This window comes from Lachnoclostridium sp. (genome assembly GCF_031997925.1).
In the GTDB taxonomy this organism is placed as follows: domain Bacteria; phylum Bacillota; class Clostridia; order Lachnospirales; family Lachnospiraceae; genus Lachnoclostridium.
In genome coordinates this window covers 122510-147930 of sequence record NZ_DAMADT010000003.1, presented here as the reverse complement: position 1 = coordinate 147930, position 25421 = coordinate 122510, and the positions used below count along the sequence as shown (strand labels likewise).

Here is a 25421-nt window from a genome sequence, read left to right as displayed (position 1 = left end):
AAGCTCACCAAGAGGGTTGTTCTGATCCATGAACTGGGACAACTGAGAACTTCCGAAGAATTCCTTCACTGCTGCGGTTACTGGCTTAATATTAATTAAAGACTGCGGACTAATTCCTTCTAAGTCCTGAGTTGTCATTCTTTCACGAACAACACGTTCCATTCTGGAAAGACCGATTCTGTACTGGTTCTGTAATAATTCACCTACCGCACGAATACGACGATTTCCTAAATGGTCAATATCATCTTCATTACCAATTCCATATTCTAAGTGCATATTGTAATTGATGGATGCAAAGATATCATCCTTTGTAATATGCTTAGGAATTAAATCAGTAATATGCTTTGCTACAGCATCTTTAATTTCTTCTTGACTGCTGCAAGAATCTAAAATCATACGAAGAGCTGGGTAGTAAACTTCTTCTGTGATTCCTAACTCTTCTTTGTCACAGTCCAGTTCAACATACTCTTCAAAATCAACCATCATATTAGAAAGAACAACAACGTTACGTTCCTCTGCCTGAACTAAGATGGATTTCACTGCTCTATTCTGAATACGAATTGCAAGAGCTTCTGTAATAATTGTACCAGCCTCTGCTAGGATTTCACCTGTTTCTGTATCAACAACATCCTCAGCTAGAGGGAAACCTACAACTCGGTTTTTCAAAGCTAACTTCTTATTAAACTTAAAACGTCCAACCTTAGCAAGGTCATATCTTCTAGGATCGAAGAACATACTATTAATTAAGGACTCTGCACTTTCTACAGAAAGTGGTTCACCTGGACGAAGTTTTTTGTACAACTCAAGAAGACCATCTTGATAGTTATCAGATGGGTCTTTGCTAAAGCTTGCTAAAATCTTTGGTTCTTCACCAAACATCTCAACAATCTCAGCGTTGGAACCGATACCCATAGCACGAAGCAATACAGTAATCGGAACTTTTCTATTTCTATCTACTCGAACATAAAATACATCGTTGGAATCTGTTTCATACTCTAACCAAGCACCTCTGTTAGGAATTACGGTACTGGAGTGAAGAGTCTTACCAACTTTATCATGTTGAATTGCATAATAAATTCCAGGGGAACGTACTAACTGGCTAACGATAACACGTTCAGCACCATTGATAACAAAGGTACCAGTCTCAGTCATTAAAGGTAAGTCACCCATGAAGATGTCATGTTCATTGATTTCTTCCGTCTCTTTGTTACGAAGTCTAACTTTTACTTTCAACGGAGCCGCATAGGTTGCATCTCTTTCCTTGCATTCTTCAATCGAATACTTAACATCATCCTCGCAGAGCTGAAAGCTTACGAACTCAAGGCTAAGATGATCGCTATAATCTTCGATCGGCGAAATATCATCGAATACTTCATTTAGGCCTTCCTCTAAGAACCACTGATAGGAATCCTTCTGAACTTCAATGAGATTTGGCATTTCAAGTACTTCTTTTTGCTTTGAATAGCTCATTCTTACGCCTTTTCCAACTTTAATCGGACGTATTCTGTTTTTATCCATTGACGTTTTCACCCCTTGAAATTTTCTATTTTTTATATAATCGAGTATTGAGAGTTTATTCTACTGTTTCAGTTACTTAGCCATATAATAAAAACTAATGCACACCAGCTAAATTATGATATGTTCCAAACAGACTGAATCGAAACGAATTTAACCTCATACTCGTAGCCTCGCAAGCAAGGCGGTACACTTATTTTAACCCTGTATAAAATGTAAGAAAACCCACAAAATATTGAGTTTTCCGTGTTTTTCAAAAGCACATTTTGTGTTTTTTATGAAATATGCAATAAAATTTCTTAAAAACACTTTGCATTTTGAACTTTATGTGTTATAATATATACATATGGGCATGTAAAATCATAATAGTGCACATTTCATATTATCATAGTATAGTCAAGCTGTCAATAGCAAATTGTACAGCTTTTTTATATTTTTCGTAAAATATCTATAAAGTCCGATATTCACATTTTTCCCCTTCTATCCCTCCATATAATAAAAAGCATGCTTCGTGGACTTTTCCTTGTCATGAATTAGGGGTATCCCCTAAGATTATCCTCCAAATAGTAAAAACCTACAATAAATTACCAACAAGCTACTAGCGTATGGAAAGCGGAAAAAATCTAGTATTAATTTGTAGTATAACCATATTTTGGATTCCAATTCACACTACAATATAAAAGCAGGATAAAACGATGATTCCCCCATACTCTTCTTATAGGAGGATTTCTCTTTTCATCCTGCTCTCATATTATATACGAATTATTTATTACTTTTTATATACTTTTATTTATTATTCTTTTTATAATCTTCTATTTTCTGTTCCGTATTCTTTTTATCGCCTTTACAATCTCAACAACAGGAATCATGGTAATTGCAAATAAAACTGCAACTCCATATTCTTCAATCCTTATTTCCGTAAAACCAAATGCATCCCTTAAGAATGGCACATAAATTACTGCAGTCGTTAGTACAAACGATAATAAAATTGCTCCGAGAAGATAAGAATTTTGATAATTCATCTGAAAAATCGATTTTTCCCTGGAACGTAAGTTATAAGAGTGTATTACTTCTGCTAACGACATAGTAAGAAAAGCCATTGTCATTCCGTCGTTGCTACTTGCGATCTCCCATCTTCCACTTTCCATATAATGACCCACGAAATAGGATAGGAGCGTGATTATAGTAACAAAACAACCTTGATAGATAACATCAAAACCAAGACCTCCAGCGAAGATTCCCTCCTTCGTATCCCTTGGCTTTCTCTTCATCACATCCGCTTCTCCTCGTTCCATACCGAGTGCAAGAGCAGGAAAACTATCTGTAATCAAATTGATCCAAAGAAGATGAACTGGCTTTAAAATAGTAAAACCAAGAATTGTTGCTACAAAGATTGCTAATACCTCACTTAAATTAGAGGAGAGTAAAAATTGAATGGACTTTCGGATGTTATCATAAATCCTTCTACCTTCTTCTACCGCTACAACGATAGTAGCAAAATTATCATCAGCTAACACCATGTCAGCAACATTTTTCGTAACATCGGTACCTGTGATTCCCATTCCGATTCCAATATCAGCACTTTTAATGGAAGGCGCATCATTTACACCATCTCCAGTCATTGCAACCACTTTACCTTTTTCTTTCCAAGTCGTTACGATTCGAACTTTATGCTCCGGCTGTACACGGGCATAAACAGAGTAGTTTTCAATCGCATCCGAAAATGTCTCATCATCCATTTCAGAAAGCATAGCTCCTGTAATAGCCTCAGATGGATCTTTTATAATATCAAGTTTCTGTGCTATAGCTACTGCAGTATCTCGGTGATCACCTGTTATCATAATAGGGCGAATACCCGCTTCCTTACATTCCTTAACTGCAACTAAAACTTCTGATCGAACTGGGTCTATCATTCCAGTTAATCCAACAAACACAAGCTCTTTTTCTAAATCTTTTTCATCAAAAGTAGCTACCTTATCATGATGAGAACGAAAGGCAGCGGCTAGTACACGTAATGCCTCGTCTGCCATTTCTTTATTTATCGTTAGTATTTCACTTTTTATTTCTTCTGTGATCTCAGTAACACCATCCGCAGATAAATAATGAGTACAACATTTTAGCACTTCATCAGGTGCTCCTTTTGTATACTGAATATATTCGGTTTCCTTCTGATGTACTGTAGTCATCATCTTACGAACAGAGTCAAAAGGTGCTTCTCCAATTCGTGGCTGTTTCTTTTTTAGTTCATCTTTTGATAATTGATTTGTATAGGCATAATTGACTAAGGCACATTCTGTAGGCTCTCCGATTGCCTGATTATCTTCATCCAATTCCGCATCACTACATAAAGCCATTGCTGTTGCTAAAAAAGCGCGATCATTTGTGTATTCATTTACAACTGTCATTTTATTTTGGGTAAGGGTTCCTGTTTTATCAGAACAAATAATCTGTGTACTACCAAGTGTTTCAACTGCTGTTAACTTACGTATGACAGCATTCCTTTTTGACATATTGGTTACACCAATGGATAATACAATCGTAACAACAGTGGCAAGTCCTTCTGGTATAGCTGCTACCGCTAAGCTAACCGCTACCATAAAGGTGTCAATTAGATTCTCACTGTTTAAGCTGCCACTTCCGAAAAGGCGAAATGCAAAGATAAAAATACAAATACCTATAACAAGAATGCTTAAAATCTTACTTAACTGGGATAATTTTATTTGAAGTGGAGTTTTCCCCTCTTTTGCATTTGCCAGTGCATCTGCAATTTTTCCCATTTCAGTATTCATTCCTGTACCGGTAACAACTGCCTTACCTCTTCCGTAAGCAATGGTGCTTCCCATGTAGACCATATTCTTACGATCTCCAAGAGGAATGTCCTTTCCTCCATAGAGAGACAAGGTTTGTTCAGTCTTATTTACTGGAACACTTTCCCCTGTTAAGGCTGCTTCCTCTACCTTCATAGACGCATTCTCTAAGATACGCGCATCCGCTGGAACCGCATCGCCTGCTTCAAGAATGATAATATCACCTACGACCAAGTCTTCACTTTTTATAGAAAGCTGTACTCCAGAACGGATTACTTTTGACATTGCAGCTGCCATTTCTTTCAAAGCATCAATCGCTTTTTCTGCCTTATTCTCCTGATAAACTCCTAATACAGCATTTATGATAACAACTGCCATAATAATAATAACATCCGCATAGGATTCTCCAGAATATGCAGCTGTAATGCCAGAGACAATTGCAGCTGAAATTAATATAATTGTCATTGGTTCTAATAACTGTTTTAAGAAATGAACAAACAAAGATTCCTTCTTCGCTTCTTTTAAAATATTCTTTCCGTCTTTTTGTATTCTATTTTCAGCTTCATCCTTGGTAAGACCATTATCATTACTTGCAACTTCCTTCAAAACCTCTTTGGTATCATTTAAATAGAAGTTCATTCCACCTTGGCTCCATTCTTTATTATTTTTAATTAAAAACCTATTTACCATCATAACAGAAAGATTTTGTGAACTGTTATGAATATATATAAAAAAAGCTTCTTTGACCAAAGATATTCTCTTATAGCCAAAAAAGCTCTTTCTCATTAGAACACTACCCTTATCTATACTAATATTCCAAATATATCGTATTCTATTCTATTACATTACGTTTAAAATTTATGATTGCAAAAAATACCATAAATACATTACTAAATAACAATACACCAATAGCACCGCCTAGACCAATGGCATCTGCTATAATTCCGACAATTTGTGGTGCAATGATTCCACCAAGTGCAGCTATCGCAAGAAGCATTGACATGCCAGATGGGCTTCCTTTTATAATTGATCCAGCATTGGCAATACAGGTTGGATAAATTCCAGCAAAGAAAAATCCTAATAAAGTAATCGATAAAACAATGATATTTACATTGGTTGTTGAAATTAATAAACCTAAAAACCCTGTTGTTAAAATGCAGTTTATTAATATTAACGTCTTCTTTTTCACCTTAGTAGATAAGAAAGCAGTCACAAGACGTCCTATCATTACTGCCAACCATGTATAAGATACTAAATTAGTTGCTAATTTATCACTCATAATACCACTCTTTTTAAAGTATGTGATAAACCAGCCATTCACACAGTTTTCAAGTCCTAGATAGAAAAATAAAATCAAACCAATCACATAAAAATCCTTGCTTTTAATATAAGAACGATTTGTATTCGTTTGTTCTTTCTTTATTCCCTTACTCTTTCCTTCATCGAGAGGTATTGGAATAAAACATAAAAGGAGAATAGTAAGTGCAAATAAAGCTACAACTGTATATCCTAAATGTTTCCAGGTTAGTTGATGGCTAATGTAGAGAGAACTTAGGAAAGGAGCAAGGAAAGCACCAATTGCAAATGCCATATGTAAGATGTTTAACATCGAACTTTTCCCCTCTGCACGTTCATTCACTACAGTGTTATTAAAAATACTAACAGATCCACGACCAATACCAAGAAATACAAAGCTTAGATATAAAACTGGAATGGAAGGTATCCCCATTATAATAATTAAGCATATTGGAATTAGTGATGATAAAGCAATAATGGTCCGTTTCCTACCAAACTTTGCTATAATCGGTGGATTTACGAAACTTGCAAGAAGATTACCAATCGCAAATAACCCTCCAGCTATACTAAAACTTAAATTTGCTTCCTCGATCAGATAAGGCAATATAGTACCTACCATTAAAACCATCATACCATTTACGAAAAATGCATAGTAACAGGTGAGGAAAACAAAAAAACGTTCAAATTTACTATTTTTCTTAACTTGATCTAGCATAATATCCTCCATAGCAAATCCAATGATCAAAATGAGAAACATTTCTTCTGTATAGAAGAAAAAGTATACTTCGCGAACTTTTCCTTGTCTTGTATATGAAAAATACGCTTTGTAAACTTATTCTTGCCATGTATAAGTAAAAGCACAATGCGAATTTTTCTTTTTCATGCATGTAAAAAACCACTCCGAACTGTTTGCTACTCATCGTAACCCACACACGGAGTGGTTTCTATTTTTGTAAGTGATAGAAAACATAGCGAATTTCATCTTATGATGTAATCGCTGTTCGTTCTCTAACATAAGGGACTTGAGCAGTAAACTGCCGCATCCAGTATATCAAGAGGGTTAGATTACTTAAGAGTAACTTTTGCACCTTCAGCTTCAAGCTTAGTCTTGATATCTTCAGCTTCTTCCTTAGAAGCAGCCTCTTTAAGAACCTTAGGAGCGCCATCAACAACGTCCTTAGCTTCTTTTAAGCCTAAACCAGTTACTTCACGAACTACTTTGATAACCTTAACTTTGTTTGCTCCAACGTCTGTTAACTCAACGTCGAACTCTGTCTTCTCCTCAGCTGCTTCTGCTGGGCCAGCTGCTGCTACAACAACACCTGCTGCTGCGCTTACACCGAATTCTTCTTCACAAGCTTTTACTAAATCATTTAACTCTAATACTGTCATGCCCTTAATAGCATCGATAAACTCTTGAGTTGTCATTATTAAATACCTCCATAAAATTATTGGTTTTTACGTTCTATTAACTCTAAATCACAAGGGAAGTAAAGTTATATACTAAGCAACTTCTCCATTCTTCTCTGCGATCTGCTTAAGCACACGAGCGAAGTTTGTAATTGGAGACTGAAGACTTCCAAGTAACTTGGAAATAAGAACTTCTCTTGATGGAATAGTAGCAATCGTCTGAATGCCCTTTGCATCGTAATAAGTTCCATCTACTACACCAGCCTTTAATTCAAGCTTGTCTGCTGTCTTAGCAAACTCTGCTAAAACTCTAGCTGCGGATGTTGCATCCTCAGTACTAAAAGCTACTGCTGTAGGTCCTTCTAAATGTTTGTCTAACTGAGAGAAATCAGTACCTTCGAAAGCCATCTTAAGATATGTGTTCTTGTATACCTTGTATACAACACCAGCTTCTCTTAATTTCTTACGAAGTGCTGTATCCTGCTCTACAGTAAGTCCACGGTAATCTACGATAACCGCTGCCTTAGCATCTGCAGCATAAGCCTTGATTTCATCAACGATTGGTTTCTTTAATTCAACCTTTGCCATTCTAGTACACCTCCTTATAGATTCTGTATAGAAGACGGAATAAAAAACTGCCTCCTGCGAAAACAGGAGACAGATTATTAGTCTAGCATATTAGCTTGATTAATCTATTCCTCGGTAGGCGGTTTCACCTTACGCCATTACGGCACCTACTGTCTTCGGCAGTTTGTGAGAATTAAGCATCTCACGAGCTTTTTGAGTATAACATAAATCTATTAGTGTGTCAATCACCAATTTATTTTGTGCAAACTGTAATCTTGGGTTTTATCCCATTTACAGTATGGACGGATAAATTATGCTAATTTACTTGTGTTAAGCTTGATTCCAGGGCCCATTGTAGATGCGACTGTTACGCTTCTTAAATACTGTCCCTTAGCTGCAGCAGGTTTAGCCTTGATGATTGCACCCATAAGCGCTTGGAAGTTGTCTGCGAGTTGTTCTTCGGTAAAGGAAGCTTTACCAACTGGCACGTGGATAATGTTTGTCTTATCCAATCTATATTCGATTTTACCGGCCTTGATATCATTAACAGCCTTTGTAACATCCATAGTAACTGTTCCTGCCTTAGGGTTTGGCATTAATCCCTTAGGTCCAAGTACACGACCAAGACGACCAACTACACCCATCATATCTGGAGTTGCAACTACAACGTCAAATTCAAACCATCCATCGTTCTGGATCTTTGGAATTAACTCATCGCCACCTACGAAGTCAGCACCTGCTGCTAAAGCTTCATTTACTTTATCGCCCTTAGCAAATACAAGAACTCTAACTGTCTTACCAGTTCCGTGTGGTAATACTACCGCACCACGAACCTGCTGGTCAGCGTGACGTCCGTCTACACCAAGTCTGATGTGCGCTTCGATAGTCTCATCGAATTTAGCTACTGCTGATTTTTTTACTAAACTGATTGCTTCTTCAACATCGTACTGAACACTTCTGTCGATAAGCTTTACTGAATCAGTATATTTCTTTCCTCTTTTCATGATTTACCTCCTAGTGGTATTATCGGGATTGCCCTCCCACATCTATATAAACATCGTGTTAGTCTTCAACTACTGTGATACCCATACTTCTTGCAGTACCAGAGATCATGCTGATTGCTGTCTCGATGCTTGCTGCATTTAAATCTGGCATCTTTAATTCTGCGATTTTCTGAACTTCAGACTTTTTGATTGTAGCAACCTTAGTCTTGTTTGGAGCTGCAGAACCGGACTTTAAATTACAAGCCTTCTTAAGCAATACTGCTGCTGGAGGAGTTTTTGTAATGAAGCTAAAGCTTCTGTCCGCATATACAGTGATAACAACAGGAATGATCATACCTTCCTGATTTGCTGTTCTAGCATTGAATTCCTTTGTGAACTGTACAATGTTTACACCGTGCTGACCAAGTGCAGGACCAACAGGTGGTGCTGGTGTTGCCTTTGCAGCAGGAATCTGTAATTTAATATAACCTGTAACTTTCTTTGCCATGATAGCATACCTCCTAAAATTGTGGTTTTACCGGGAGTAATAGACTTATTGTCAGTATTAACTGAATTGCTACTTACCCTCCCACTGTCCGCAACCTTGCGAACTTTGTTAACATTACCTTAAAGTTTTTCTTAATTTTCAACCTTTACATCCGTAAAACTGATCTCAACAGGTGTCTCTCGACCAAACATGTCGATGTTAATGGTAACGATTTGTTTATGCTCGTTAATTGCTTTGATCACACCCTGTGTATTTTCCCATACACCGGACACTACTGTTACGGTATCGCCTACCGCAAAATCAATTACCATTTCATCTTTCTTAATTCCCATGCTCTTCATCTCGAAGTCAGTGAGTGGAACCGGTTTTGATCCCGGGCCTACGAATCCAGTTACCCCTCTAGTATTACGAACTACATACCATGTGTCATCATTCATAATCATGTTTAATAACACATAACCAGGGAACATCTTTTTCTGAACCTTTTTCTTAACACCGTTCTTCACTTCGATAACATCTTGCAAAGGAACTGAAACTTCCAGTATCTGATCTTGAAGCTTTCTGTTTTCGATTGTTTTCTCAATGTTGGCTTTTACCTTATTCTCGTATCCCGAGTAGGTATGAACTACGTACCAATTAGCATCTGACATATCATCACCCTTATCCTAGTTAAAGTATTATACTGATTCCAAATTTTATAATTTGGTCAACAATACCAATAACTACAGCTAAAATAGTGGATATGACAACAACAGCTACGGTTTGTTTCGCAAGTGATTCTTTGTCCGGCCAAATGATCTTCTTAAATTCTGACTTAAGACCCTTGAACCAGCTCTTTTTTGGAGCTTTTTCTAAAGTATTTGCAGTATCTCCCATAACTTCACTTTCCTTCCTTGTCAAAGGTTTGTCGTCTCACCGGATGAATAAAGCCATCCATCGTTAGACATTATTACTTAGTTTCTTTGTGTAATGTGTGTGATTTGCAGAATTTACAAAACTTTTTGGTTTCCATTCTGTCAGGATGATTTTTCTTTTCCTTTGTAGTGTTGTAATTACGCTGTTTACATTCTGTACATGCCAATGTAATTTTTACTCGCACAACTTCCACCTCCGTTAATTTTCTGTGGTGAATAAAGCATCTTTGGATTTAGAATATGCCGATTCATAAATCCTACCCTATTCTTGCGTTAACATGTAACTGTCCTAGCGAAAATCTAGAACTGATACAGGTCTTCACTGTTTTTAGGCATAAAAAAAAGACCTCTTCCATAGCCAGTTTACTATATCACACTCTGAACTTCACGTCAATGATCTTTTTTTAATTTTGTAATATTTATCTTGTCCTTATTTTAAGTAAAACTAGTTATATCATATCAATTTGTACCAAATTTTATAATTTATACCTTTATTATAACCTAATTTTTAATTTCCGTCAAGTATGTCAACATTTCTCGCTATGGTAGAAGCAATTTAAGTTCCTACCATAGCACAACTCTTAACCTCTTTTGTAATTTATCGTTTTCCCTTATTTTCAACAAACTGTTTTGGAGTAACCCCTACTGTTTTTTTAAACACCCTAGAAAAATAGTTCGGGTCTTTATACCCTACCATATAACATATTTCTTGTATATTTTTATCCGAATATACGAGCCACTCCTGCGCCTTTTTGATACGAATATTCGTTAAGTAATCTACGTAAGTAATCCCCATCTTTTCTTTAAAGATACGACTAAAATATTGGGGACTAATATTTAAAATACCAGCCACCTCTTCTAATGTAATATCCTCATCGTAATGTGCGTCAACATAACGAAGGACCTTTCGAATCGCCGCAAAGGAACTCTCATTCTGATTGTCTCTCACCGATTTTAAAACATAATTAACGCTACGAAAAGCCCACGCATTGATTTCTCCATCTGCTAGTGAATCTAGTTCTCGTAATAGTTCCATATAATTGGTGTACTCCGACTCACTACCTCCGTCTCGCCTTGTTTTATTCGATGCCATGACAATTAATTCTAACAGCTTATTTTTTTTATCTAAAATATTATATTCCGATAGCAAATCAAGTAATGTAACCAAATTATTAAGTGCTTCTTTGTTTCCATCCCGGATATTTAATAAGAACTTCTCTTCCATTTCTGTATAGAATTGTTTCTTCTCTTTTCGCTCTTCTGTCACGTCTTGTACGTGGGAGATACTTCCCATACGGTCATATCTTAGGCTTCGAAGTGCCTCTTCATAGGATATTACAATTTTATCAATCGGTTTTAGGCTTCCAATCCCAACCTTTGCTTCGATTTGGAACATATCACGAAAGACCTTTCGTATGTACTCTCCGTATCGGATCTGCTCAACTTTCGAGGTATTGCTTTCTTGCCCGTATTTTTCCATTGCAAAAATAACAATGCTTCTAGACATTTCCCTTCCAACAATACACCGATAACCTGGGGTCACATTTTTCTTAATTAACTTACTAAACCGCTCATAAGATATCCTTTCTTTATAATTCCCCTTTTCTAATGATACATAAATAACGTATCCATTTCCGCTTAAATTAAGCATGTACTGATAGTTTTTCCATTCCCATTGAAAGTCTTCATTATACAATACCGAATAGACAAAACTAAATTCAATTAATTCCATAGACTGCGCTGCTAAAATTTCGCGATCCGCTACTAACTGATGTCTTCTACGTTCACAAGTCTCACAAATCCCTTCTATTGCCGGGCGAAGCTTCTCTTTTGTGATTGGCTTCATAAGATAGGAGTGTGCTCTAACTTCTATCGCTCTTTTTAGACTAGTAGCAGACTCATCCTCACCATATACTATAATACCGACTTCATTGTCCTGTTTACGTATCTCGGAGGCTACGCTAAATCCGTCTGTACTTTTTAGTTCTTTGGATATGAGAATAATATCTGGGTGGTGTTCTGAAAAAACTTGGCAAGCACTCTGCACATCACTTGCCATGCCAATGATTTCGACACCTTTTATCAACTCCCCAATAACTCCAGTGATACTCTTCATCTGATTTAAGCTGATGTCGACTAATAGTACCTTCATTGTTTTCCTCCTCCTTTAGTCCTATATATTTAAAATATTTTAATTTAATTCTATTTTGACATATAACTGCCACTAAAAAACCATAATTTTGTCTAAAAATAAATATATAGTATTGAGTTACTTTTTTAAAGTAATTATTTTAATTATTAATATAGATATCCGTTACCAATTAATTTTCATTCAAAGAAGGAGCTTTCTATGACAAATATTCGTAAACATATAAACTTCATACTAAGATTACTATCGCTACTTCTTTGTCTTTGTTTTATAGGAAATAATACTAGTCAAAAGACTGACTTCCATGATGCAAACAAACAAAGAGGCGAGGTTCATCCTCAAATGGAATCAAATTCCTCTCCCAATGAGATTATTCTCCTTTGGGATACCAAGGTATCTGAGGAAGATAAACAAAAGATCTTATCCGCTTATGATACATCGCTACATATCCTTGAGGAATTCGACAACTACATGCTATGTATGACAGATACGTCCGATACAGATACCCTAATACATACACTTCGAAATTATGAAGAAATAAGTGCTGTTGACTACAATCAACAGATTGAGCTATTCTCCAACTTTGATCCTAACAATTCTTCGCCATGGTCTATCGAAAGCAACCGTAGCGACTTGCAATATGCTCAAAACATCAAAGTTTTTCCGTCCAGTTCAAGATATGTCGATTTGGAACTTTCGAAGGCTTGGTCTTATTACAATAAAGAAAATTCTAAAGCTCGTCAAGTAATCGTCGCCATTGTTGACACAGGAATTGATTTTGAACATCCCGACCTAAAAGATCACATGTGGGTGAATCCTAATGAAATACCAGGCGATGGAATTGATAACGATAACAATGGTTATGTTGACGATGTCTATGGTTGGGATTTCTACAATAATGACTATACAATATGTCATTATGATACTAAAACAATGACCGCTAGTAAAGAGGATAATGATGACCATGGTACACATTGTGCTGGTATTATTGCAGCCTCTGCGAACGATCAAATTGGGACCGCAGGAGTAGCCTCTAATATTGATGCCAAAATTATGTCATTAAAAATTCATGGAGGAGCGAAAGGTAAAGGTACCATTGGGAACGCAATAAAAGCAATTAAATATGCTACTATGATGGGGGCTGATATCTGTAACCTAAGTTGGGGTTCCACAACCTATAATCAAGCTCTAGAGCAAACAATAAAGGAATCCCCAATGTTATTTATTGCGGCTGCCGGGAACAATGGTGCAAATAATGATGAAATACCGGTGTATCCAGCCAGCTTCACTCTAGATAATATTATTTCCGTCACATTTGTAAGTCCAAATGGTACTTTAACAGTGAAGTCCAACTACGGTGCTACCTCAGTTGATATCGCAGCCCCTGGTGTGGATATTCTAAGTACTGTTGTTGGTGGCTATCGTACTTTCTCTGGCTCTTCCATGGCTGCACCTCATGTTTCAGGAATTGCTGCAATCTTATACTCCAGTGCCACGAAGTTATACCCATCGAATGTCAAAGAGGTATTGCTTATGAACTACAAACCACTGGAAAACTTAGGCTCATTGACCTACTTCCCAGGGATCCCAAATGCCTATGCATCTATAGAGTCCATGGAATTACTAAAAAGAGATACCAAAAAGCCATCTATTTCAGTGAAAACAGGATACGACAAAGGTAATCTCACTGCTTTCATAGAAGCAAATGACAAAGGTAATTCAGGAATTCGTATTGTCTCCTATCAACCAGGGAAAAAGGCCTTAGACGACTTTAAGCGCGGTACGATTGGTACCTCTATTGAAGAAGACAGACTAGAAGTAGCTAAGGCTGGTTGGTATACGTTTTATGTAAGTGATTATGCTGGTAATGAGGTTGTATTACCATATGAAATCATAGATGACAATCAAGCACCAACAATTACAGCAAGTTACAGTACCTCACTAAGTACCAATACAATCACGATATCTGCTACCATTAAAGACTCAAAAAGCGGTATCAAGTCTGTAAAGTACCTACCTGGTAAAAAGACCGTAAAAGATTTCCTTAGCGGTCACGAGGGAATCCCTCTTATAGAGGGATCCACTCTTGACTTAAGTAATCATAATGTAACGATACAAGTAACCGAACCTGGTCCATATACCATATACACCTCTGATTACCGAGGGAATAAGACAGTCTATGTCATTGACTGTGAAATAACTCCTATCACCGACTTTAAATTGTCTGAAGAATCAAAATCCTTATCAATAGGTTCTGTAAGCCGCTTGGATGTAGACGTCTCTCCTCGCGTTAACACAGATCGACTTTATTATTATTCTTCAAATCCTTCTGTTGCGAGTGTAAGTCAATGGGGCTTAATTCATGCCAAATCAAAAGGGCATGCTACGATATACGTACAAACATCAAGTGGTTTAACAAGGAAGTGCAGAATTATTGTTTCTAAGTAATAAGAACACTTAACAAGGAAGTGCAGAATTATTGTCTCTAAGTAATAAGAACGCACCATGTAAAACGTAGCTACAGTATTGAAGTTAGGGGGTTGATGCAAAATAGTAATTTCTTATTTTTGCATCAACCCCCTTATTTTTTAACTTTTATTTAAACCAAAATTCAAACTAGAAAGTTCACAAGTATCGATTGCATAGTATTCCTTACGTCAAAGCGGATACTTAAAATCCTCCTCGCTACTTCCTTGTAACCATACAGCAGCTTGGCTACTATCTCAGTGGATACTTGAACATCCGATGAGACGAAGGTTATATTAAACTTTCTAATTCATCTAATAAATCATCAAGTTTCTTAAGTGCATCTTCTACTGGTTTCGAGGTACTCATGTCAATTCCTGCAATCTTTAATAAAGAGATTGGATCTGCTGCTCTACCACCACTTAAGAATTTTATATAATCCTTCACTGCTGGTTCCCCTTCTGTTAAGATACGGTTTGATAGGGCTACCGCAGCAGAGTATCCTGTTGCATACTGGAATACATAGTAATTGTAGTAGAAATGAGGAATTCTTGCCCATTCAATCGCAATCTTATCATCAATCACAACATCTTTTCCGTAGTATTTTTCGTTTAGCTCACGATACATCTCACAAAGCATATCCGCAGTTAGTGTTTCGCCCTGCTCTGCCTTTGTATTGATCATTAATTCGAACTCTGCAAACATTGTCTGGCGGAATAGTGTGGTACGATAATTTTCAAGCAGATGATTGATCAAATACGCTCTCTTTTTCTTATCGGTTGTATTCTTTAACAGATACTGCATTAATAAATTTTCATTGCAGGTAGAGGCAACCTCAGCAACAAAGATAACATAATCACTATAAATTGTTGGTTGAGTATGGTTGGATAAATAAGAATGTAGAGCATGACCCATTTCATGAGCTAATGTAAACATACTATCAAGAGTATCCGCATAATTCATTAAGACATATGGATGAACTCTTGCACCAGCGGAATATGCTCCACTGCGCTTTCCTACATTCTCATAAACATCAATCCAACGATTATTAAAGCCTTCTTCCAAGATGCGGATATAATCCTCTCCCATCGGCCTTAAAGCTTCTATGATTGTCTTTTTTGCTTCCTCAAAACTTACCTTGCTATCTGCTTCTTCAATAATTGGGGTATAGAGATCATACATATGAAGTTCTTCTACACCAAGAGCCTTCTTTCTAATCTCCATATAACGATGAAGATAAGGAAGATTTTTATTCACCGCTTCGATTAAACTATGATATACCGATACCGGCACTTCTGTGACATCAAGGGCTGCTTCAATTGCTGTATTGTATTTTTTAGCCTTTGCAAAGAATTGTAGCTGCTTTACTTGTGCATTTAAAATAGACGCTGAAGTATTCTTAAACTGCTCATATACTCCATAGAGTGATTCAAATGCTTCTTTTCGTACTCTTCTGTCTTTACTCTGCATAAATGGAATAAAGTTGCCATGAGTAACTCGAACCTTATCTCCATCCTCATCCGTGATTTCAGGGAATACTAAGTCAGCATTATTAAATGTAGAATTAATGCTTCCAGGTGCAGACGCCATCTCTCCAGCAGCAGCAAGCAATCTTTCTTCTGCATCCGAAAGTACGTGTGGTTTCATTCTTCTTTGTGATTCAATATGACGACGGTAGAGTTCTAATCCTTTTTCTTCTTGATAGAATTCTTCCATCTTTTCATCTGATATTAAAATAATTTCTGGAGTCTCAAAGGAAAGTGCTTCTGAAACCTCAACATAGGCAGTCATCATCGCACCATCCATTGCCTGATAAGTAGAGTTTTTCGTGTCCTGATCACGTTTTCTCGAAGAATAATTTAACAAGTCATCTAATAATCTTAATAATTCTTCTACTTGTTGATAGAACCCTAACAATGTCTTTGAACTGCTACCAAGTTTACCTTTAAATGCTAATATTTTCTCCTTATATCCTTTTAATACCTCAAGATTTTTGTACCATAGTTCATCACTGGAAAATAAATCCTCAATTGCCCATGTATTTTCCTTAGCAACTTCATTACGTTTTTTTAATTCTTTTGCCATGGCGGCTCCTTTCTATTTATCTAAGTTTTTTAACAGAATCACCAACGATTAATTCTGCCTTTAATACAATATGCTCCAAAGGGGTAGTCATAGGACTTTCCATTAAACAAATTAATTTTTTTGCTGCATGTTCCCCTAATTTTTCTGTATCCTGCTTTACTGTTGTTAGCTTAGGTTCAAGTGCTTGAGAGATGGAAATACCGTCAAAACCTGCTACCGATATATCCTCTGGAAACCTTAGCCCAGCCCGCTTAATTGCTTTTATTACACCTAGTGCAGCATAGTCATCAGAAGCTACAATACAAGTTGGCCTATCCGTAAGGTTTAATAATTCATACGTTAATTCCTCTGCCGACTCAGCAAGGCGATACTCGCCTTCCTTCATATAATACTCCGGTATCTGGATATCATGCTCCGCTAGTACTTGGTGAAATGCAACCAAACGATTATGAGTTACAGAACTCTTATTACCATGAATATATGCAATCTTTTTATGTCCCATTGAAACAATATACTGGGTAAGCTCTCTCATACCACCAGAGTTATCCGATAAGACACTAATTGCTTCATTAAACGAATGATCAATTGTTACCACTGGAAAATCACTATTGACCACATCTAATACCTCAGGATTGGTAAAATCAGCACATACAATACATATACCATCAAAATTTCGATATTTACAGTGTTCAAGATAGGTCATTCTACGATTCCCTATGTTATTCTCAATAAAAGTGATATCATAACCACCTTGGCTCGCATTCTCTCTTAGTGCGGCTAAAATGTGTGCAAAGTATTCATTTTTTAAACCGTATACAGATAGGGTATCAAATAACACGCCTATATTATACGATTTTTTAAGTTTCAGTTGTCTGGCATAAGAGTTTGGTACATAGCCAAGCTCCTCTGCTGCTTTCATAACTGCTTTCGAAGTCTCTTCCCCTATTTCCCGGTATCCATTTAACACCTTACTTACTGTAGAAACCGATACCCCACATTTTAACGAAATGTCTCGAATCGTAGCCATCTTCTTATTCTCCTGTACTGATATTTTTTCCTTTGACATGTAATGCCCTTTTCTTTATTTATAGGAAATCGCTTTACAATTCCCTATAAATTACCAATACCAATTACCTTTTTCATTGTGTTCCTACCATTGATTCAAAGCTTTTGATAATTTTTTCCAAACTATCGCTCCAACAATTCCAATCACCGTTCCCATAGCAATTCCTCCAATCAGTAGGAATGGAAGTTGAAATACAATACGTTTTCCTAGCACATACATAGCTACTATAATCTGGCCTACATTATGAGCAACACCGCCTGCAATCGAGACACCAATCATGCTAAATCCTTTTATCTTTTTAAGACAAATCATGGTGATAAGACTTAAAAAAGCCCCTGCCAGACTAAACCAAAACATCGACATATTACCAAAGGTTAAACTTACTAAAAGTACTCTCACTACAGATAAACTAAATGCAGCTTTCACTCCGAGCGCATATAACCCTATTAATACAACAATGTTAGCTAAACCAAGCTTAATACCAGGTATCGGACTTGGAATCGAAATCAGATTTTCAATGTAACTTAAAATAAAGGCAAGTGCAATCAACATCCCATAGAGTGCTATTTTTTTCGTCTTACTTTTGTGCATAGATTTTTTGCCTTTCTAATTCTTTAAGAAGCAGTACCTCCGAAGAAATTATCGTCTTAAGCTTCTCTTTTACTAGTATAATAAATCTTCATAAAGAAGTAAATCTTCATAAAGGGGTTTAATCTTCATAAAGAGGTTAATCTTCATAAAGAGGTTAATCTTTTTAGAGCTTTTAATCTTTTTACAGCTTTTAATCTTTTTAAAGATACTAATCTTTTTTGAAATGCTAATCTTTTTAAAGATGCAATCTTTATACTTCCATGTCATGAATTATATACCATTTAAATAAGTGAGACAAGGGTATATTCTTTTATTTCTATGTATTATCCTAAAAATTGATACTAATCGCCCAATCATCTTAGTCTATAGTCAACAAAAACGCGCAGCAATAATACAACCATATTGCTACGCGTTTTAAGTTTATCCATATCTTTTTAAGCAATAACCATTAGCTTTCGATTATATTTCACTTCTAAGAAAATAGTTAACCTTTTAGCCTTCCGTCTTCATTGCTTCTATCGCACTAATTTTCGTAGCACGTCTAGCAGGAATATAACCTGCAATTACACCAACTATAATTGCAAATGCTGTTGCTAGAAGAGGAAGCCACCATGGGATTTGTGAAAAATTTGTTCCAGTTCCATCTACATACCAGCCATTTCCAGGGATGATGCTGGCGATTAATTGACCACCATATTTATTTACAGCCCAAGAAGCCAAGTAACTAAATGCAACACCAATACCTCCACCAATCAGACCAATCATACCTGCTTCGAATAAAAACAGCTTTTTAACATCACGAACTAGGCAACCAAGTACTTTCATGACGCCAATTTCCTTTGTTCGCTCATAGATGGACATAATCATTGTATTTGCAATATTGATTGCAGAGACAAGCATTGCGATTAAACCGATACCAGCAAATACATTCTTTAACATATCTGCGGTTTCAATCATTGGACCAAGTTGCTGCATAGCACTATAAGCCTGTAATCCTAACCCCTGAATCTCTTCTACTATTTTCGTTACATCACGGATATTATCTGCATTTACCCAAGCTTGAGAATAATTCTCTATTGACTTCATTGCTTTTTTTCTATCCTCAACCTTTAATGTATTAGCATACTTTGTATAGATCTCCTTAAAGTAGTCAATATCCATAAAACCACTATAGGAATACATCGTATTTTCATCGTTCGTAAAATATGCGTAATTCTCATTAACCGAAACTTTATACGGGCGCTTCTTATCATTCTGCGGATATTCTGTGAAAGAGAAGGTCACTTTATCTTTTGTTAAATCAATTGTCTTACTCTTTCCAAATCTGGAAGAATAGTCGTAAAAATCTCTGAGGCAATTAGAGCCCAATAAGATTTTTGTTTTATCATCCTTCGATGGATAGGTCCCATTATCTAACATAGGAATTCCAAATTCCTTAAGTACAGAAAAATCTACAACCATTAAATCAAGCCAAGATTGGTATTTTCCACTCATTGGTGTTACGTATTTATTGATGATTGGTGATACAAATTTCACATTCTCAATCTGTCTTATCTGGTTAATCATGTCATCATCAAGTTGAACTTGCTTTTGCTGACCACCATCGGAGGATGAGGAAATATAGTATCCACCATTGCCACCAGTAGGAAAAACATTGATTAAGGATAGGCTGCCATTTGACATGACAGCTTCCTCATAAACACTATCAATTCCGATACCAATGGAAATCATAACCACAATTGAAATTGTACCAATTACCATACCAACGACTGTTAATGCAGTTCTTGCTTTTCTTCGAAATAGGTTACGCAAACCCATTTTTAACAAATCACTAATCTTCATATAAATCAAATCCTTTTTTGATTCTATTCTTAGCCAACAAGATACCGATTACTACACTAATTACTAAAGTAACTGAAGTGATTCCAATAACAAAAGGCCAACTTGACATTACAGTTCCTTTTGGACTAACAACTGGCACTTCTCCTATCATATCTCCACCACCCATGGAACCATCAAAAGAGCCTTCTCCCATTCCATCGGTTGTAATACCCTCTGAGCCATCTAGATTTCCACCTGCCCCTCCATCTACCGCTCCATCATTTGCACCATCTACCGCTCCGTCAATTGCTCCATCAATTGCTCCGTCAACTGATCCATCAACTGCTCCGTCAACTGATCCATTTGTTGTTCCATCACCAGTACCAGTCGCACCTTCTGTTCCTTCGATATTATCTCCACCAGAACCTTCAACATTGTCGCCAGTTCCTCCATCAGAGACTCCCTGATTTTGTATTGTTACATCAGACTCTGGAGTGCTACTTGAACCATCAACTGAACCATTACCCATTACTGTTTGTTGCAAAAATTCTATATTAACCATGATACCTCATCCCCCTTCTTAGAAATTACTGTCTTGTTTTTGAAGCTTTCTTTTTTGAATCTTAATTACTACCAAGCGAGCAACTGGAATGAATACCACCAAGATAGCAAACTGAATTACAACAAATAACCATGGAGCCATAATATCCTTAGCTACATTTCCAGATGGATTATCATTGATACTTGGAATATCAACTTCTGGTGTTATTTCCGGTACATAACTTCCATTTACCATAATATCTTTAAATTCATAAGGGTGAGATACCTCTTCTCCTGTACTATCCTCAAATAAAATGTATAAAGTACCAGAAGCCGTTCCTTCCACCTGAGGCATAACCGGTATCTCTACATATTCCGGACTACCTGGTGCTATTGTACCAAGATAAAAAGTTGTTCCGCCATTATCTAATGTAAAGTCACCGTCTAATGAGAATCTTACGTTATTTAATGGGGATTTACCCATATTAATAAATTCAAATGTCATTGAACTTGTAATGCCAACTGTTGGCATCTCACCATACATACCTACAGTAAAATTCTGAATCGAAGGTCTTAAATTCTCCATAGCCTGAAGTTTTAATTTATCTGTTGTTTTTACTCCACCTGCTTCTTGATCTACCTTGTTCATTCCATCGTACTCGTATTCGAAGGTAAGTTCAATTTCATAAGCTCCTGTTGTAACATCTGATTTCACTTTCATATTCATTGTCTGTTCGTATTCAGCACCTGGTCCAATGCTTGGAATATAAAAGCTGTTACTACCTTGAGTCGCTGAAAATACATTCTCTGCCTGTGTTACAGTAACTTTAATATTCTTTGCAGACTTTGACATATGAGTGTTTTTAATATGAAATGTAAAATCAAATGTAGATCCTGCTTTTAATTCTTCTTGGTCTACAGTATATCCACTAATAATAAGCTTTGGCTTACTGTTGGAGTCATTGATGACATTTAAGATGTAAATAGGAGTCTTCATGGATTTCTTGGATCCATTTCCATCCACATAGTCACATCCGATTGTTAACGTATTTAAACCTTCCGCAATATTTGCCCCTACTTTAAAATCAAGAGTTACTGTTCTTGTTTCTCCTGCTTTTAATGAACCAATATTTCTAATAGCTTGAGAATCAAGTGGTTCAAATCCTGCACTACTTAATTCCTGACCAGATAATGTAACATCAGTAATTGTAGAATTACCATTATTTTGAACATTAAATGTTACGGACAGTCTATCTCCTACCACTGGAGAAGATGGGTTCTGCACTGCTCCACTTATCACTACTTCTCCGGTCTGCTCCGGTACCTCTGGTTTAATTACAGTAAGGTATACCTTAGTAACAGCAGAACGGGTTTCTCCTTCACTGTCTGTATAGGTAACCTGAACCGATATTTCTTGTAAACCTGCGGTTGCAGTATCTGTAACTAATAGCGGTATCGTAAAATTACGCTTTCCACCTACTGCAATATCGGCTAACTTAATACCTCCGGCTTCATGTTTTGGGATAACACCATTCGTTACGCCAACACCATCAGCAATTGATACTACAACATTTGTAGCCTTTTGCTTACCGATATTTTCAAGGATTCCTTTTAACTGATAAGAAGAGCCAGTTAAAACCTTATCATTCACTGAATTACTTGAAATCGTTAGTTTTGCATTCTCAGAAACTTCTGTACTTGTTTTTTTCAGAGTTATGTAAATACTCTTGGTTGTATTATCTTCTTTCTTTTCAATATTTTTAAAAGCAAAAGTAGCTGTAATTGTCTGAAGACCTTCTTTTGCTGTAGGTAATACTTTCACTGGTACCTTTATTGTTTTACTCTCTCCAGCTTTTAAGTCTCCAACCTTAATACTCTCAATCGTATAACCTGGAATCATTCCACTATTTGCGTAATCTAATTTCACATAAGTATTATATGCTGCAATTTCACCTTCATTTTTCACTACAAAGGATAAATCAAAACTATTTCCAATGGCAGCTGCATCCTCGTTATAGGAAATTTTATCAATTGTAATTTGAGTTGGTGCCTTTTCCTTAGTAACTCTAACTGTTAATGGTAAGGTTGTATTAACTGTTGGATATTGACCATTCATCTCATCAAATTCAAGGCTAGTGTATTCCAAATTGATATTAAGGTCATATATACCAATACCAGCACTATCTTTCATTGTGATATCAAATTCTAAATATGCTCCATCTATCGTACTGATTCCTTGTACTTCGCCTGTCACATTTTGATTTGTAATTATAACATCACCAGCTGTAAATGGTGCTTCATTCCCTGGCTTAGCAACAATTTGAGGTTTTGTTATATAAGTTCTAGTAGCAACAACCGGAACCTTAACATGAGTTACCTCTCCAGGATTTGCTTCAATTACTTTTTTCTTATTATCACTTAATTTAATATAAACCTTATCCGAATCTGCTTTTACGGTGACTGCACTTCCGAATCCCGCAAGAACCATGGAACAAATCAGAAATAATGCCAATAGTTTCTTCACTTTCATTTCTCATCCCTCTTCTTTCATATTCTTTTCATATTTAAAAACCATGCCTCCCAAAAGTTGTATGAAAAAGCTTTATTTTCACACTTATCAGGCTATAAGTTTTTTTCACACGCATTCCTACGCAAGTCTACCAAATTTAATTTTGCTCTTTCACTTCAGTTGTAGCACTGATGAGTTTCTGCGCCTCCTCGAATTTAGCATCCTCCGTAATATCATTCTCCTCCTCAGAGAAAGCTTCTAAATCATACTCACTAGATTTGCTATATTCCTTTGGATTTGTTATGTCACGAAGTATCTCAACCTGCTGAATCTTTCCGTCCAAAATATGTATAATTTTGTCCGCATACCCCGCGAGACGTTTATCATGCGTAACCATAACAATCGTTTGGTGATTATCTCTGGCCATCTGTTTGATTAAGTCCATAACCTCCATTGTTGTTTTGGTATCCAGGTTTCCTGTAGGCTCATCCGCAAAGACAATCTCAGGTTTTGCCACAAACGCTCTTGCAATACCAACTCTCTGCTGCTGACCACCACTCATTTGCTTTGGCTTATGCTTTAATCTAGTACCTAAACCAACCTTAACTAGCATTTCCTTTGCAGCTTTTTTTCGTTTCCTGACAGGAACTTTTTTAAAGACCAAAGGAAATTCGACATTCTCCAATGCGGTCATAGAATTTAAGAGATTATAAGATTGAAATACAAAACCAAGGAAGTTTTGACGGAATCTGGCTAGATTATTTTCATTCATCTTATGAATGTTTTTGCCTTTTATAACGATTTGTCCGCTCGTTAATTTTTCAATTCCAGCCATCAGATTTAAAAGCGTTGATTTTCCAGAACCGGAAGTACCAAGCAGACAACAAAATTCCCCTTTTAAAATATCAAAGCTTACATCATCCACTGCACAGATACGTTCTGAACCCATACGATAAACTTTCTTTACATGTTTGACTTCAATGATCTTCTCAGGTTCCTTTTTTTGCTCCTGTTTCTCTATCGCTTTTTTATCTCCCATTCTCCCACCTTCTTTCTTTCACTTTTTGTCACCCAATTTGTACGGAGCTCACAATATCACAGTTAATAGTAACGGATAAATCTTACTAACATTCCATCAGAAATCTTACATTTTTCTTAATTCCTATAAATAAAGTGTTACTTTTTAAACAACTATTCCAAAATAGTAACATTCTCTATCAAAAGTAAGAAAAAATTGCTCGTAAATTTCCCCTTATCAGGAACAAGAAAACGCTCACTTCATAAATTTTCACTTACTATGTACAAAAAAACACGTCTAACAAATTACCCCTACCAGGAACAAGAAAACGCTTGCTCGCAGATTCGCCCTTCTCAAAAACACGTAATCGCTTCGCGAACTTTTCCTTGTCATGAATAACCGGATGATGACATAGATCAAGATTCACCATCCGGTATAACTTTTATTTATTTTTATGAAATATTTAAATACTATAACATCTTAATTAGCTAAAAATAAGGTACTAATTTCTCCATGCTACTTATTGCCCTGCATGCTTTAGAAATTCGATAATACAATCCACGCAATTATCAATGCCAATAAAGCTGCTCTTTAATGATAAATGATAATTTTCTACCCTTCCCCATTTTTCGGAAGCATGATAGTTATAATAATTTGCTCTACGTTTATCAATCTTTAAGATATTTTCCTGGGCTTTGTTAGGTGATAAGTTTTCCACCTCGATTGCTCTCTTGATACGAAATGGTATATCTGCCCATATAAAGACATTCACCACATTCTTCATATCTTTTAAAATATAGTCAGCACAACGACCAACAATAACACAAGGTCCTTCTGCCGCAACCTTTCTTATTACATCAGATTGCGCAAGGTAAATCCGATCATCTAGGGATAAGTGAGAAAATCCTAACTCTTGATTTCCATACGTATTCATCCCCATTGCAATCGAATACAACAAACTGTTCGTTGCTTTATTCTCCGCATTCTCAAATGCGGCTTCTGCAAATCCACTTTCCTTGGCTGCTCTAGTGATAATCTCGTTGTCGTAGAACGGTATCGAAAGCTTTGCGGCCAGCTTTGCTCCTATTTCTCTTCCACCGCTGCCGTACTGTCTGCTAATTGTAATTACCTTATTCATACTATCACTCCATTCTATTAAATTGCGAGTCTAGTGTA

General features: G+C 36.4%; 19 protein-coding genes, 1 pseudogene and 1 other annotated feature. Of the genes and pseudogenes, 1 reads left to right on the top strand and 19 read right to left on the bottom strand.

Annotated features, from left to right (window positions below; translation table 11 throughout):
* The 11 genes and pseudogenes from RTP52_RS03620 to RTP52_RS03570 all read right to left on the bottom strand — a co-directional run.
* Window positions 1-1518, bottom strand: a pseudogene (locus tag RTP52_RS03620) (DNA-directed RNA polymerase subunit beta); the annotation flags it as partial.
* Window positions 1519-2327: 809 nt separating this feature from the next.
* A complete protein-coding gene (locus tag RTP52_RS03615) occupies window positions 2328-4961 on the bottom strand; it encodes a cation-translocating P-type ATPase (RefSeq protein ID WP_312369390.1) in 2634 nt (877 codons plus the stop codon).
* 193 nt (window positions 4962-5154) lie between these two features.
* Window positions 5155-6333: an MFS transporter gene (locus tag RTP52_RS03610; RefSeq protein ID WP_312369282.1), complete on the bottom strand. Its 1179-nt coding sequence runs from the start codon at window positions 6331-6333 to the stop codon at window positions 5155-5157.
* Window positions 6334-6683: 350 nt separating this feature from the next.
* Complete coding sequence (gene rplL, locus RTP52_RS03605; protein WP_312103948.1) at window positions 6684-7046, bottom strand: 50S ribosomal protein L7/L12; 363 nt, start codon at window positions 7044-7046, stop codon at window positions 6684-6686.
* Window positions 7047-7121: 75 nt separating this feature from the next.
* Window positions 7122-7616, bottom strand: coding sequence for a 50S ribosomal protein L10 (gene rplJ, locus RTP52_RS03600; RefSeq protein ID WP_312103950.1), 495 nt, complete (start codon window positions 7614-7616; stop codon window positions 7122-7124).
* A gap of 32 nt (window positions 7617-7648) precedes the next feature.
* Window positions 7649-7793, bottom strand: a sequence feature (ribosomal protein L10 leader region).
* Between the two features lie 113 nt (window positions 7794-7906).
* Complete coding sequence (gene rplA, locus RTP52_RS03595) at window positions 7907-8599, bottom strand: 50S ribosomal protein L1 (protein ID WP_312103952.1); 693 nt, start codon at window positions 8597-8599, stop codon at window positions 7907-7909.
* A 58-nt stretch (window positions 8600-8657) separates the two neighbouring features.
* Window positions 8658-9086 carry a 50S ribosomal protein L11 gene (rplK, locus tag RTP52_RS03590; protein ID WP_312103955.1) on the bottom strand — a complete coding sequence of 143 codons (429 nt, stop codon included), beginning with the start codon at window positions 9084-9086 and terminating at the stop codon, window positions 8658-8660.
* A gap of 131 nt (window positions 9087-9217) precedes the next feature.
* The gene (gene nusG, locus RTP52_RS03585) at window positions 9218-9736 is read right to left on the bottom strand and encodes a transcription termination/antitermination protein NusG (RefSeq protein ID WP_312103958.1); all 519 of its coding nucleotides are present in this window, start codon (window positions 9734-9736) and stop codon (window positions 9218-9220) included.
* A 19-nt stretch (window positions 9737-9755) separates the two neighbouring features.
* Window positions 9756-9962, bottom strand: coding sequence for a preprotein translocase subunit SecE (gene secE / locus RTP52_RS03580; protein WP_312103960.1), 207 nt, complete (start codon window positions 9960-9962; stop codon window positions 9756-9758).
* Window positions 9963-10035: 73 nt separating this feature from the next.
* Window positions 10036-10185: a 50S ribosomal protein L33 gene (gene rpmG, locus RTP52_RS03575; RefSeq protein WP_012201691.1), complete on the bottom strand. Its 150-nt coding sequence runs from the start codon at window positions 10183-10185 to the stop codon at window positions 10036-10038.
* A gap of 413 nt (window positions 10186-10598) precedes the next feature.
* A complete protein-coding gene (locus tag RTP52_RS03570; RefSeq protein WP_312103963.1) occupies window positions 10599-12152 on the bottom strand; it encodes an AraC family transcriptional regulator in 1554 nt (517 codons plus the stop codon).
* Between the two features lie 198 nt (window positions 12153-12350).
* Here RTP52_RS03570 and RTP52_RS03565 point away from each other — a divergent pair, with 198 nt between their 5' ends.
* A complete protein-coding gene (locus RTP52_RS03565) occupies window positions 12351-14597 on the top strand; it encodes a S8 family serine peptidase (protein WP_312369279.1) in 2247 nt (748 codons plus the stop codon).
* 309 nt (window positions 14598-14906) lie between these two features.
* On the opposite strand, the gene pepF is transcribed toward RTP52_RS03565, so the two are convergent.
* From pepF to RTP52_RS03525, 8 genes are all read right to left on the bottom strand, one after another.
* The gene (gene pepF, locus RTP52_RS03560) at window positions 14907-16700 is read right to left on the bottom strand and encodes an oligoendopeptidase F (RefSeq protein WP_312369278.1); all 1794 of its coding nucleotides are present in this window, start codon (window positions 16698-16700) and stop codon (window positions 14907-14909) included.
* A 16-nt stretch (window positions 16701-16716) separates the two neighbouring features.
* Complete coding sequence (locus tag RTP52_RS03555; RefSeq protein WP_312369276.1) at window positions 16717-17766, bottom strand: LacI family DNA-binding transcriptional regulator; 1050 nt, start codon at window positions 17764-17766, stop codon at window positions 16717-16719.
* Between the two features lie 84 nt (window positions 17767-17850).
* A complete protein-coding gene (locus tag RTP52_RS03550; RefSeq protein ID WP_312106674.1) occupies window positions 17851-18357 on the bottom strand; it encodes a Gx transporter family protein in 507 nt (168 codons plus the stop codon).
* Window positions 18358-18849: 492 nt separating this feature from the next.
* A complete protein-coding gene (locus RTP52_RS03545) occupies window positions 18850-20199 on the bottom strand; it encodes an ABC transporter permease (RefSeq protein WP_312369275.1) in 1350 nt (449 codons plus the stop codon).
* Entirely contained in the window at window positions 20189-20740 is a 552-nt protein-coding gene (locus tag RTP52_RS03540; RefSeq protein ID WP_312369273.1) for a hypothetical protein, read from the bottom strand. Before RTP52_RS03540 ends, RTP52_RS03545 begins: the two co-directional genes overlap by 11 nt.
* An 18-nt stretch (window positions 20741-20758) precedes the next feature.
* Window positions 20759-23248: a COG1361 S-layer family protein gene (locus tag RTP52_RS03535; RefSeq protein ID WP_312369272.1), complete on the bottom strand. Its 2490-nt coding sequence runs from the start codon at window positions 23246-23248 to the stop codon at window positions 20759-20761.
* 136 nt (window positions 23249-23384) lie between these two features.
* Window positions 23385-24266 (bottom strand): ABC transporter ATP-binding protein, encoded by an 882-nt coding sequence (locus tag RTP52_RS03530; RefSeq protein WP_312369270.1) that lies wholly within the window; start codon window positions 24264-24266, stop codon window positions 23385-23387.
* A gap of 499 nt (window positions 24267-24765) precedes the next feature.
* Window positions 24766-25383: a cytidylate kinase-like family protein gene (locus RTP52_RS03525; RefSeq protein ID WP_312369268.1), complete on the bottom strand. Its 618-nt coding sequence runs from the start codon at window positions 25381-25383 to the stop codon at window positions 24766-24768.
* Window positions 25384-25421: the final 38 nt, after the last annotated feature.

What these genes read in the sequence shown, in the direction of transcription:
- RTP52_RS03615 (WP_312369390.1), bottom strand. Translation starts at nt 4,961, where the DNA reads ATGAACTTCTATTTAAATGATACCAAAGAGGTTTTGAAGGAAGTTGCA.
- RTP52_RS03565 (WP_312369279.1), top strand. Translation starts at nt 12,351, where the DNA reads ATGACAAATATTCGTAAACATATAAACTTCATACTAAGATTACTATCG.
- secE (WP_312103960.1), bottom strand. Translation starts at nt 9,962, where the DNA reads ATGGGAGATACTGCAAATACTTTAGAAAAAGCTCCAAAAAAGAGCTGG.
- RTP52_RS03570 (WP_312103963.1), bottom strand. Translation starts at nt 12,152, where the DNA reads ATGAAGGTACTATTAGTCGACATCAGCTTAAATCAGATGAAGAGTATC.
- rplJ (WP_312103950.1), bottom strand. Translation starts at nt 7,616, where the DNA reads ATGGCAAAGGTTGAATTAAAGAAACCAATCGTTGATGAAATCAAGGCT.
- rplL (WP_312103948.1), bottom strand. Translation starts at nt 7,046, where the DNA reads ATGACAACTCAAGAGTTTATCGATGCTATTAAGGGCATGACAGTATTA.
- RTP52_RS03550 (WP_312106674.1), bottom strand. Translation starts at nt 18,357, where the DNA reads ATGCACAAAAGTAAGACGAAAAAAATAGCACTCTATGGGATGTTGATT.
- RTP52_RS03535 (WP_312369272.1), bottom strand. Translation starts at nt 23,248, where the DNA reads ATGAAAGTGAAGAAACTATTGGCATTATTTCTGATTTGTTCCATGGTT.
- rplA (WP_312103952.1), bottom strand. Translation starts at nt 8,599, where the DNA reads ATGAAAAGAGGAAAGAAATATACTGATTCAGTAAAGCTTATCGACAGA.
- RTP52_RS03545 (WP_312369275.1), bottom strand. Translation starts at nt 20,199, where the DNA reads ATGAAGATTAGTGATTTGTTAAAAATGGGTTTGCGTAACCTATTTCGA.
- RTP52_RS03555 (WP_312369276.1), bottom strand. Translation starts at nt 17,766, where the DNA reads ATGTCAAAGGAAAAAATATCAGTACAGGAGAATAAGAAGATGGCTACG.
- RTP52_RS03530 (WP_312369270.1), bottom strand. Translation starts at nt 24,266, where the DNA reads ATGGGAGATAAAAAAGCGATAGAGAAACAGGAGCAAAAAAAGGAACCT.
- RTP52_RS03540 (WP_312369273.1), bottom strand. Translation starts at nt 20,740, where the DNA reads ATGGTTAATATAGAATTTTTGCAACAAACAGTAATGGGTAATGGTTCA.
- RTP52_RS03525 (WP_312369268.1), bottom strand. Translation starts at nt 25,383, where the DNA reads ATGAATAAGGTAATTACAATTAGCAGACAGTACGGCAGCGGTGGAAGA.
- RTP52_RS03610 (WP_312369282.1), bottom strand. Translation starts at nt 6,333, where the DNA reads ATGCTAGATCAAGTTAAGAAAAATAGTAAATTTGAACGTTTTTTTGTT.
- pepF (WP_312369278.1), bottom strand. Translation starts at nt 16,700, where the DNA reads ATGGCAAAAGAATTAAAAAAACGTAATGAAGTTGCTAAGGAAAATACA.
- nusG (WP_312103958.1), bottom strand. Translation starts at nt 9,736, where the DNA reads ATGTCAGATGCTAATTGGTACGTAGTTCATACCTACTCGGGATACGAG.
- rplK (WP_312103955.1), bottom strand. Translation starts at nt 9,086, where the DNA reads ATGGCAAAGAAAGTTACAGGTTATATTAAATTACAGATTCCTGCTGCA.